A 10,693-nucleotide genomic window follows, 5' to 3' on the forward strand; every position below is an offset into this window, starting at 1 on the left:
CCTTCCTCCACAAACGCGACGACCCTCTCACGAAGTGCCATAGGATGTGGCTTACCCATCTCAAACCCCCATATCTGCTATGCAGACAGGGAATCACAAATCAACCCTCATGGGAATCTGAATCAGAAAGCTCGCAACCCGCTCTAGTCCGGATTGTTGCCTGCCCGTGCAGGGTTTTATGGACCGGACATTTGTCGGCAATAGCCAAAAGAGCGCCACGTCGAGGGCGCAATGAACCGCGAACTGTTCGAGCTTTATGTCGAGACCCAACTGACCCCGACCCTGAAACCCGGCGATGTGATCATCCTCGACAACCTGTCATCCCACAAAAGCCCCAAGGCCGCTGATACCTTGCGCGCGGTCGGTGCNTGTCGAGACCCAACTGACCCCGACCCTGAAACCCGGCGATGTGATCATCCTCGACAACCTGTCATCCCACAAAAGCCCCAAGGCCGCTGATACCTTGCGCGCGGCCGGTGCGTGGTTTCTCTTTCTGCCGCCTTACAGTCCCGATCTCAATCCCATCGAGATGGCCTTTGCCAAACTCAAGGCCCTTGTCCGGAAAGCAGTCGCGCGGACCCACGACGAACTCTGGCGCGCCGTCGGTCACGTCTACGCTGACCATTTTCCGGAGCTTACCGCGTGTTTCAAATAGCGTTGACAGTCTCCAGGCCACGTCCAATTAGCATCCGTTACTGCCCAAACCGGCTGTCAAAAGGGACGGAGGATCGCTACCCCGAAAAGACGCCTCTCGTCGGTGAGGAAGACATCCACGGCCCAACCTGCCTCCGCTGCCGCTCGGGCGATGGAGGCTTGATTGTACTTGTGGCTGTTCTCGGTATGGATACTCTCGCCTTTAGAGAATTGGATGGAGAAGCCGCCGAGTGACACCTCCTGTGTCTTTTTGCTCACAAGATGCATCTCGATGCGTTCGAACTCAGCATTCCATCGCGCCTCATGCCCGAAGGTGTCGACGTCGAAGGTGCCGCCAGCCTCGCGGTTCAGTCGGAGGAGAAGATTGTGGTTGAAAGCGGCGGTTACGCCAGCGGAATCGTCGTAGGCGCGTTTGAGTATTCCGGGCTCTTTCACCAGATCGAGACCGAGTATGAAGGCAGACACTTCGGGCCAGGCTCGCACGCGGCGGAGTAGGTTGAGTGCCTCGGCAGGCTCCAGGTTGCCGATAGTCGACCCAGGGAAGAAGGCGATTTTCGGTAAACTGCGGATTTCGGTCGGAAGGTCGAGATCGCCGAGAAAGTCACCCACAAGCGGTGCGACCCGGAGACCTGGATATGCGCGGTCCAGATCGCTGGCGACGTCGCGCAGAAAGTCACCCGAAACGTCGATCGGCACGTAGGCGCGCAGGCCCCGGATCGCGTCCAGCAGAACGCGCGTCTTGGTGCTCGCGCCGCTGCCGAGTTCGACCAGCGCCGCACCTTCCGGGATGCAGGTCGACAGCGTATCCACTTCGCGGCGGAGGATCGAGAGCTCGGTGCGCGTCGGGTAGTATTCGGGAAGCTCCGTGATTCGTTCAAATAGAGCGCTGCCAGCGTGATCGTAGAACCACTTAGGGTTCATTCGCTTGGGGTCCGCGCGGAGTCCCGCAAGAGCGTCCGCGAAAAGAGCGCGGTTGGTCACAACGGGTTTGTCCATCTCAACCGTCCTGCGCGAGGCGGAGGCCCAGCATCTGCCAACGCTGGTGGGGATAAAAGAAGGTGCGGTAGCTCGGACGCATCTGCGCCACTGGGGTCGCGCAGGAGCCACCGCGTAGCACGTACTGATTCACCATGAACTTGCCGTTGTACTCGCCAATTGCACCCTCGGGCGGGCGGAAGCCCGGATAGGGCGTGAAGGGGCTCTGCGTCCATTCCCATACGTCGCCCCAAGGAATGCCGCCAGGGAGCGGTCGCAGTTGGCCATCGTCGAGGAAGTTGCCGCAGATTGGGCGGTCGCGGAAGGCGATTTCCCACTCGGCCTCGTTGGGTAGGCGCGCACCGTACCAGCGGGCGAAAGCGTCGGCCTCGTAGTAGCTGACATGGACCACGGGCGCGTCAAGGTTCACCGGCTGCGCCCCGCGGAGCGTGTAGGTCCACCATGCATCGTCCTGCCGCCACCAATAGAGCGGCGCATCCCAGCCCTCCTTTACGCGGCAGGCCCAGCCGTCCATCAGCCAGAGCGGCGTAGTATTGTATCCGCCGTCCTCCATGAAGGCGATCCAGTCACGATTTGTAACCGGCCGGTCCGCCATCCGGAAGGGCTCGAGCCAGATCCGATGCCGCGGTCCCTCGCAATCGTAGGCGAAACCTTCGCCGTCGTGGCCGATCTCGACGAGCCCACCCTCGTGGGCGGTGAAGGAAAGCGGAACCTCCTCGGTCACCGGCATGGGCTCGGGATCGCGGTAGGCCGGCAGGAGCGGGTTATAGGAGAACCCGTGCAGGAGGTCCGTGACCAGAAGCTCCTGATGCTGCATCTCATGGTGGCAGCCGAGCTCTACCAGCGCGGCGATCCCCTCCGCATCGCCACGACCTGCCGCGACAAGGCGGCCGAGGGCCTCGTTAACATGGCTACGGTAGTCGGCCACGGCGGACCCGTCGGGGCGCGAGACCATGGCCCGCTTGCCGCGGGTGTGCCTCGGGCCGGCTTGCACATAGTAAGAATTGAACAGGAAGGCGAAGCGGTCGTCCGGAGAGCGGTAGCCCGGATCGTGCGGCTTAAGGATGAACTCTTCAAAAAACCACGTCGTGTGGGCGAGGTGCCACTTGACCGGGCTCGCGTCCTCCATTGACTGGAGCATCATGTCCTCGGGCACAAGCGACGCCGCAAGCTCTTTTGATCGCCTTCGCACCGACCGGAAGAGAGAAAGGGCTTCGTTTGGGGCGAGTGCAATCGCGGTGCTGTTTGTCATATCATCCCTGGATCAGTGGCGGAAAAAATAAAGGGTGAGAACGCTCAGACGTCTGAAAGGTTCCAAGGATGGGGTCAGAGGAGCCGGGGTAGGGCAGTCGCTCGGCTCACTGAATTGATGTGGTGGATGCCCCCACCCGGCGGCATCGCATTTGCCATAATGGTTTTTTAGAAACCAACGCAAGGGGGCCGTGTTGCAGATCAACTTGAGCGCGGAACGCGCCCTTCCTCGGTGATCGCCGCGCTGTCGAAGACCCCTTCGACGTCGAGATTGTCGACGCTGAGGCTCGCATCATTGGCGATGGCCGTGCGCGAATAGGTGCAGGGCAATCACTGACGATCGGGAGCGCCTAGCGAGCGATTATTGTAGTTCAGTCAATCCGAATGCCTGCTAAGGATGACATGCGCGGCTTCTGCAGCAGCCAGCGCCCCCTCCAAAAAACCACCGTCGATTGGCGATGCTTCTGATCCAGCGAAGGTCAGACGCGCAGTTGGTGGGATCGCGCTGTAAGCCGGATGGCCTGCTGGTCGTGCCCGATCGGCCTGCGTCACCGTGGTGAGATCATCGCTCCAGTCTTTGACAAAAACGTCATTTGGTGTCGCCGCCAAGGGTCCGAACAAACGCGTCAATTGCGCAATAGCCGAGTCGCGGAACCCCGATTGACGCGCGGCACCGGGATGAGTAAAGCCGAAGAGCGCACCGACACGTGTATCCACAGGTGATGCATCGTGGATTTCGGCCAGCGGCCCGTAATGCGATATCGCATCACCGTTCAGCCCGCTGTCCCGCCAGAAGGGCGCATTGTAGGTCGCAATGAGCTTGGCGTGGCCGGCCATCCATGTCGGCACATCGGGAACGGCAACGCTGAAGCCAGCCGTCAGCCGTGGCGGCAGCGCGAAAACGACGCGCGCTGCTCGTATCTCGAAGTTGTCGCCTAACAGCGTTACGCCTGCGCCAACCTCGGTCACACGGCGCACCGGGTGATCTAGGCGCAGGCTTTGTCCTAGTTGGATAGCCAAAGCGTCGGTCACGCGCATCAGCCCGCCTTCGATGCGCAGCGCGCCTCCCATGGTGGCGAAGTCGAGGTCACTGCGTATCGCGCCCTCGCCATCCTCGAAGACAAGACGTCCAGACGCGTATTGTGGAAAGCTCCGCAGGCCGAAACGAGAAGCAAGAGCCAGCATGCGGTGGTTGTGCGGCCAAATCCAGGAGGGCCCTAGATCATAACCTTGCTGTGACAGCACCCGTCCGCCTGCGCGGTCGCGTGCTTCAAGAATTGTCACGTCACGCCCCTCGGACCGCAGCGCAGTTCCCAGCGCGAGGCCGGAAAGCCCGGCGCCGATGACACAGATCTCTGTTTCTTCCATCACACAGGATGGTCCGACACGTGGCGCAGATGCCCGGTCTTGAGCCAGACCCGCGCGCCGTCGTCTCCGGTCGTCGCTTCGAACGCGCTACCCACGGGCAGGCGCAGCCAGTCCCAGGCGGTCAGCGTTTCAACACCATTGGAAAGCGATCCAGCGATCACGAAGACCTCAAGGCCACCCGATGCGTCCAGGGATCGCGTCGTTCCCGCGGTCCAGCGCTCCATGGCTACATGTTCGCGGTCATCTTCATGCAGTTCGAGCGTTTCGACGCCAAGTGTTGTCTCGAACCAATCTTTTTTGTTGCTGTCAATCTGAACCTGCGTGCGATCGGCCGCGTCGAACTGGTGCAACTTGACGAGGATGGTCGCGCCGTCTTGCGAGGCAGGAGTGTGCGACGAAGTGGGCGGGTTGCGCACATACAAGCCAGTGGGAAAGTCACCGTCCTCATCCTGGAAGGTGCCATCAAGCACGAGGTATTCCTCCCCGCCGTCGTGGGTGTGTGCGGAAAAGGCGCTCCCGGGCTCGAAACGCACGATGGTGGTTGCCCGGGCGACCTCGTCGCCAATCCGGTCTAGCATCCTGCGTCGAACCCCAGGCATGGGGGACTCGACCCATTTGTTCTCATTAAAGCGCACGAGAGCCCTTTGGCTGAAATCTGCATTTAGATGCATTGTCTGTAGCCTACCCTTTATTTTACCCAACGCCCACAGACAACGATATTGGATCTGAACCGCAGTGTTTCAAGCGTGCCTGACATTTACCCCTGATGGCCACTCGGCCGGCGTGCCGAATGCCACGAACCTGTCGCGTGTTCAACCAGCGCGGCAGATGGGTCTCAGCCCATTTTCCAACGCGGGTCGTTGCCAAGTGCGTTCGAACCGTGCCGCTGCAGCCCGCATCGAAAAACCTCCAGGATTCCGAACCTTCGCTGCAGTATTCACGAATGTCGGCTGTGCGCAGAAAGCGGGTTTTGCAAAATTGAAAAGCGCGGGCGGCTTACAGGACACGTCTGGCACAGAGCGGATGAGGTGGGTGGCTCCTGCTCCACCGGCATCGAATGTGCCAAAGTGCAGTTATCATTGACTGCTGGGAAAGGAGCCACCCAATGACAGTAAAGACCGTCGGCCTGGATTTGGCCAAGGATGTTTTTCAAGTGCACGGCATTTCAAAGAACGGCCGTGTGATCTTCAATAAAGCCATCAAACGCGCGAAGCTGCTCGCCTTCTTTGAAACGCTTCCGCCCTGCCGGGTCGGGATGGAAGCCTGCGGGTCGTCCCATCACTGGGGCCGCCAGCTACGCAAATTGGGGCACGACGTGAAGCTCATGCCCGCTGGCTACGTCAAACCTTACGTGAAGCGCGGGAAGAACGACGCTGTTGACGCTGAGGCAATCTGTGAAGCGGTTCGGCGCCCAGCCTCGCGGGCCAGCCCGACGAGTTTGCGCCGTGCCTTCTCGTAAAGCCGGGCATCGGTGGGATGCGCGATGTTCTTTTCCATCACCGTGGTGTCGACGGTGACCTTCTTCAGGTGGTCGTCCTGCACCGTCCCGGCGCGCTGCCCAGCCCTGATCGTCTCGGTCAGCAGCCACTCCACGCCTTCTTCACCAATGCGGTTGCGCCAGCGGGTCATCGACGAGGCATCGATCGGCAGGCGATGTTGAAAGAAGGTCTCACCGCAGAAATGCTGCCAGTAAGGGTTCTCTGCCCATCGCGCCACGACAGCTTCATCGGACAGTCGGAACGCATGCTGGAGATAGAAGAGCCCCGCGACCAGGCGGGTCGGCGTGGCCGGACGACCGACCGAGGACGGGAAGAGCTCCGCCCATTCCCGCTCGAACACCTCCCAGTCGATCAGGGCGGCGAGCTTTACCAGTTCGTGGCGCATGTCGATCATCTCGACCAATCGTGCGCGAAGCAGATCATCCTGTTCCGGGGACGGTTTTCTGGGCTTCATATCGCAGCTCGAAATTGCAGGGTTTCAGCCGCAATAATGCCAAACGCTGCATCCAAAGCCTAAGGAAAAATCTGCATTATGCAGCAAAATCAGCAGGATGAGAGTTGTTCAGGATGAACTACTTATATATAAAAACACAAAGATGTGAGGCAAGGAGATTAAAGTATCACAATTAGTAATGGTTTTTAATAAAATATACGATGAAATTGGTTGCTCTGATATTGTATAGAAACTCATTAAAGATGAGATCTGAAAACTTTAACGGGAGATCGATGTGTCAAATTTCATTCGAAGTGCAACTGTTGCAACCTTCTTTATTGCGCCAGCTGTTCCTGCCATGGCCATGAATTGTGAAGAGTTCATGGTGATGAGTGAAGATGGAAGAAAAGGTGTCGTAATGGGAGTGATGATTGAGCGTGATTCTGCGGGAGGGCGCGAAGCTGCCCGCGACGATGCGAGACGGACTGATGAAGTCTATGAGGGCATGGTTGAACATTGTAAAACCAACTCAGAAGAGGACTTCCTTGCGGCCATGGATGCGATGCATCCATCGGCTTCTAATTAATACGTTTATCCCTTAGGATAATGGCAAGTGCGAAACCCTCGCCGATTTGGCTTCGGTGAGGGTTTCGGAAGTTCGTTTACTGAATGAGTTCTGATGACATGACCGGCGTCTAACCTAAGCCGTGCGCCACGGTGACCAGTTGCCAAGGTGATAAAAAATTTATGAACGTATCGGACATCCTGCTCGAAGTTCTTGCCGCGCATGGGGTGCAGCACCTCTTTGGTATTCCCGGCGACGCAATCAATGACGTGACCGATGCGTTGCGCCGGCAAGACCGGATCCGCTTCATCGGTGTCCGCCATGAGGAAACCGGAGCGCTTGCCGCTTCGGTTCAGGCCAAGCTGACTGGCCGGCTAGCCGCCTGCGTGGGCACGTCAGGACCCGGCGGCATCCGTTTCTTGAATGGACTTTACGACGCTCGAATGGACCATGCTCCGGTGATAGCTATCACCGGTCAGGTGGCGACTGGCGTTCTAGGTACCGAGGCCCACCAGGAAGTACGGCTTGACCGGCTGTTCGCCGATGTCGCTGTCTACAGCCAGACCGTCACCACCAAAGCTCAGGTTCCCGATGTTTTTCTCGAAGCGTGTCAAGCGGCGATCGCCCATCGCGGGGTGGCGCATGTGTCGATTCCGCCAGATGTCTCTGGGGGAAAGTTATCTTTCGATGCGGGTCATCCGATCAAGGCGGCGGCGGCGGGTCGAATTTCTCCGGTTGCGGCTGATTGTGGCGCGGCGTTGCAACTGATCAACAAATTTGAACGCATCGTTATTCTAGCCGGGATCGGCTGCCTCGAAGCGCAAGAGGAATTGCTAGCCTTTGCCCAGGCGGTGAAGGCACCGATTGTGCGTAGCCTGAAGGCCAAGGAAATAATTGACGACGATCACCCGCAATGCGCGGGTGGGCTCGGCCTTCTGGGCGGCAAGCCTGCCGTCCAAGCGATGGATCGATGCGACCTGCTGGTCATGGTGGGGACCAATTTCCCCTATCGCGACTTTTATCCACGATCCGCGAAGGTGATCCAGATCGACATCGAGCCCACGCGGATCGGACGGCGGCACCCGGTTGATGTGGGACTGGTGGGTCACTCAGGCCCAACTCTGGCGAGTTTGGCCGAGGGGGTCGAAGGCTCGCGATCAGGGGCTTTCCTGAAAAAAATCCAATCGCAGATGGCCATCTGGCGTAAAGGGCGCGCCAGGGAGGAGGCGTCGGACGCAACTCCGATCCATCCGGCGCGACTCTTGTTGGCTGTATCGAAGGTCGCGCCCGATAACGCCATCTTCATTGCCGATACCGGAACCTCAACTGCCTGGGCGGCACGAAATCTGCATATCCAGTCGGAGCAACGGTTCACACTCTCAGGCGGGCTTGCCACAATGGCGATCGGCCTTCCGGGTGCAATCGGAGCGCAACTGAGCTTTCCTGACCGTCGCGCCATCGCAATCCTCGGGGACGGGGCATTCTGTATGCTGTCGGGTGATCTGGTGACGGCAGTTCGCTATGAACTGCCGATCCTTGTGGTCGTGCTCAAAAATGCCAAGCTCGGGTTTATCACCTTAGAGCAGGAGGCAAAGGGTCTGCCGGATTGGGGCACCGATATTCTAATCCCCGATTTCGTCGCGCTGGCGAAAGCCTGTGGCGCAGCGGGATTTCGCGTAACCGAGGCGGGCCCCGCGGTGGTCGAGGTCATCGTGGACCCCGATGCATTGATCATGCCGCCGACGATCGGTGCGTCTCAAGCGTGGCATTTTGGTCTAGCAAAGCTGCGGGAGGCGCTCGGGCAGTGATGCACGTCCGCTTTTTTGAGGAAAATTAGCATCATTAAGATGAGGAGGCACCGATGGAGCTAAGCGAAAGACAAACCGCCATGTGCACGGAAAACCGGACCGATTTTTCCGACCTGCGCGCGGTATTTTTTAATTGCACCCTGAAACATCCCGACCAGGCGTCGCATACGTCCCTGCTGATGGGCAGCGCAGCCGAAATCATGCGTAAGAGCGGCGTAACGGTGGACGAGATCCGCATGACCGCGCACAAAATTGCGCCAGGCGTTCAACCCGACATGCGGGAGCATGGCTGGGACCACGACGACTGGCCGAACCTGTGGCAGAAGGCCGAGTCAGCAGAGATCGTGGTCATCGGCACGCCTATCTGGCTTGGCGAGCAATCGTCCGTGTGCCGACTTCTGATCGAACGCCTCTATGCGATGTCGGGACGTCTGAACGACAAGGGGCAATCCATCTTCTACGGCAAGACTGGTGGCGTAGTCGTCACCGGCAATGAGGACGGGATCAAGCATGTGGCGATGAGCGTGCTCTATTCTCTGCAACATCTGGGTTACGTCATCCCGCCGCAGGCCGACTGCGGCTGGATCGGCGAGGCGGGCCCAGGGCCCAGCTATGGCGACGATGGCGCAGGTTTCGATAATGAATTCACGCAGCGCAACACCACGATTATGACTTGGAATCTGCTGCACATGGCGCGGATGCTGAAGGACGCTGATGGCCTCTCCAGCCATGGAAATGACCGAAGGGCGTGGTCTGCTGGGTGCCGGTATGACTTTGAAAATCCCGAACACAGGAGCTGAGGCCGAAGGTAAGGTTAGAAACTCGCCATAGACGGCCATATTACCTGGCAAGCACAGCCACGAAATCAAGTTGGCTAGCGAACTGGCCCCTATTTCGAGCAAGCACGTTTGCCCGACCAAGGAGGCTTAAGGCTATCCTTAAACACGTGCTCGGAGGCTACCAAGGAGTGCATCTCGGCGTCATCAAACCGGCCATTTAGGCATCACGCAGTTTTTGGAGCGTTTGAAGGCCAGTAATGCGGGATTTCCCCTCCATTCGCGATGTGGGCAGACTGGTCCGATCCCATGCGCAATTTTCAATTGTCTTTCCCGAAAATTGCCTGATGACTGTGCCAATGTCATTCACCAAGGGACAGAAGTGCTCAGATTACATTACGCTCCCGACAACGCCTCTTTGGTTCTACGCCTCGCGCTGGAGGAAGCAGGGCTGCCCTATGAAACCATTCTGGTGGACCGCTCGGTTCAGGCTCAGAAATCACCGGAATATCTCGCGCTTAATCCTACGGGACTTATACCGACCTTGATCACGCCGCAGGGCCCATTGGCGGAGACAGCCGCCTGCCTTCTTTGGCTCTGTGACACCTATCCCGAGGCAAATCTCGGGCCGCTGACCGGCGATTCAAAACGAGGCATGTTTCTGCGATGGTTGTTTTTCCTGTCCAATACCGTCCACGCCGATCTGATCCGCCTTTTTTATCCGGATCGCTACGTGGCCGAGGAAATATTCGAAGTTCATCATGCCACAATGGCTGATCGTCTCTCCGTCCACTTCTCGATCCTCGATGCCGCTGTTCGGGCTGAACCGGTGCTTTTCGCGCCGTCCTCTGCACTCGCTATGTATATCGGCCCCGTTCTGCGCTGGTCTGCCCTATATCCCAAGTCCGGTAGCCGCTGGCTACGCTTGCAAGATTATCCTGCGTTGCACGACCTGATCAGGTCGCTGGAAACGCGTTCCAGCGTTCTATCGGCAGCCGCTGCCGAGGGCCTCGGCAACGCCCCATTTTCTAAGCCACTGCTTCCCATTCCACCTGAAGGTTCGGCAACATGACTTGTCCAAATTTCAACGGCTTTTGTCTTCCATCTTGAACCTTATAGGCTCTCGATCCACGCTGCGCTTCAAGTAATGAGTTCACCCTGAACAACTTCCACAGCACTGATTTTGCTACATAATACTGCATTTTTATTGGGTTTTTGATGCAGGATTTGATATAATTGTGGTCATAACCCTGCAATTTTGAGCCGCGCTATGAAGCCCAAAACACCTCTTCCGGAACAGGATGATCTGTTGCGCGCACGATTGGTCCAGATGATCGACATGC

General features: G+C 58.3%; 9 protein-coding genes and 3 pseudogenes. 6 read left to right on the plus strand and 6 right to left on the minus strand.

All coding sequences use genetic code 11. The features are described 5' to 3' along the window. Nucleotides 1–370: 370 nt before the first annotated feature. Nucleotides 371–655 (plus strand): annotated as a pseudogene (locus V8352_RS20330) (transposase); the annotation flags it as partial. A 56-nt stretch (nucleotides 656–711) separates the two neighbouring features. On the opposite strand, the gene egtD reads toward V8352_RS20330, so the two are convergent. From egtD to V8352_RS20355, 5 genes are all read right to left on the minus strand, one after another. Next, entirely contained in the window at nucleotides 712–1,650 is a 939-nt protein-coding gene (gene egtD, locus V8352_RS20335; protein ID WP_336426102.1) for an L-histidine N(alpha)-methyltransferase, read from the minus strand. A 1-nt stretch (nucleotide 1,651) separates the two neighbouring features. Then, nucleotides 1,652–2,902: an ergothioneine biosynthesis protein EgtB gene (egtB, locus tag V8352_RS20340; RefSeq protein ID WP_336426103.1), complete on the minus strand. Its 1,251-nt coding sequence runs from the start codon at nucleotides 2,900–2,902 to the stop codon at nucleotides 1,652–1,654. Between the two features lie 200 nt (nucleotides 2,903–3,102). After that, nucleotides 3,103–3,231: a hypothetical protein gene (locus tag V8352_RS20345; protein ID WP_336426104.1), complete on the minus strand. Its 129-nt coding sequence runs from the start codon at nucleotides 3,229–3,231 to the stop codon at nucleotides 3,103–3,105. Between the two features lie 45 nt (nucleotides 3,232–3,276). Further along, nucleotides 3,277–4,269 (minus strand): flavin monoamine oxidase family protein, encoded by a 993-nt coding sequence (locus tag V8352_RS20350; RefSeq protein ID WP_336426105.1) that lies wholly within the window; start codon nucleotides 4,267–4,269, stop codon nucleotides 3,277–3,279. Beyond that, entirely contained in the window at nucleotides 4,269–4,940 is a 672-nt protein-coding gene (locus V8352_RS20355; RefSeq protein WP_336426106.1) for a cupin domain-containing protein, read from the minus strand. Before V8352_RS20355 ends, V8352_RS20350 begins: the two co-directional genes overlap by 1 nt. A 434-nt stretch (nucleotides 4,941–5,374) precedes the next feature. Here V8352_RS20355 and V8352_RS20360 point away from each other — a divergent pair. Further along, nucleotides 5,375–5,692, plus strand: a pseudogene (locus V8352_RS20360) (IS110 family transposase); the annotation flags it as partial. Here the strand turns inward: V8352_RS20360 and V8352_RS20365 are convergent. Beyond that, nucleotides 5,680–6,222: pseudogene (locus V8352_RS20365) on the minus strand (transposase); the annotation flags it as partial. The pseudogenes V8352_RS20360 and V8352_RS20365 overlap by 13 nt on opposite strands. 274 nt (nucleotides 6,223–6,496) lie before the next feature. On the opposite strand from V8352_RS20365, the gene V8352_RS20370 reads away from it, so the two are divergent. The 4 genes from V8352_RS20370 to V8352_RS20385 all read left to right on the plus strand — a co-directional run bounded on the left by V8352_RS20370 (nucleotide 6,497) and on the right by V8352_RS20385 (nucleotide 10,422). Next, a complete protein-coding gene (locus V8352_RS20370; protein WP_336426107.1) occupies nucleotides 6,497–6,787 on the plus strand; it encodes an HdeA/HdeB family chaperone in 291 nt (96 codons plus the stop codon). Nucleotides 6,788–6,948: 161 nt separating this feature from the next. Beyond that, a complete protein-coding gene (locus tag V8352_RS20375) occupies nucleotides 6,949–8,574 on the plus strand; it encodes a thiamine pyrophosphate-dependent enzyme (protein ID WP_336426108.1) in 1,626 nt (541 codons plus the stop codon). Between the two features lie 53 nt (nucleotides 8,575–8,627). Then, nucleotides 8,628–9,374, plus strand: coding sequence for a flavodoxin family protein (locus V8352_RS20380; protein WP_336426109.1), 747 nt, complete (start codon nucleotides 8,628–8,630; stop codon nucleotides 9,372–9,374). A 316-nt stretch (nucleotides 9,375–9,690) separates the two neighbouring features. Continuing rightward, nucleotides 9,691–10,422, plus strand: a complete 732-nt coding sequence (locus V8352_RS20385) for a glutathione S-transferase family protein (protein WP_336426110.1) — start codon at nucleotides 9,691–9,693, stop codon at nucleotides 10,420–10,422. Nucleotides 10,423–10,693 lie beyond the last annotated feature (271 nt).

The organism is Roseovarius sp. D0-M9, assembly GCF_037083805.1.
GTDB lineage: Bacteria > Pseudomonadota > Alphaproteobacteria > Rhodobacterales > Rhodobacteraceae > Roseovarius.

Coding starts and splice junctions, on each gene's coding strand:
- egtD (WP_336426102.1), bottom strand. CDS start 1,650: ATGGACAAACCCGTTGTGACCAACCGCGCTCTTTTCGCGGACGCTCTT.
- egtB (WP_336426103.1), bottom strand. CDS start 2,902: ATGACAAACAGCACCGCGATTGCACTCGCCCCAAACGAAGCCCTTTCT.
- V8352_RS20350 (WP_336426105.1), bottom strand. CDS start 4,269: ATGGAAGAAACAGAGATCTGTGTCATCGGCGCCGGGCTTTCCGGCCTC.
- V8352_RS20355 (WP_336426106.1), bottom strand. CDS start 4,940: ATGCATCTAAATGCAGATTTCAGCCAAAGGGCTCTCGTGCGCTTTAAT.
- V8352_RS20375 (WP_336426108.1), top strand. CDS start 6,949: ATGAACGTATCGGACATCCTGCTCGAAGTTCTTGCCGCGCATGGGGTG.
- V8352_RS20380 (WP_336426109.1), top strand. CDS start 8,628: ATGGAGCTAAGCGAAAGACAAACCGCCATGTGCACGGAAAACCGGACC.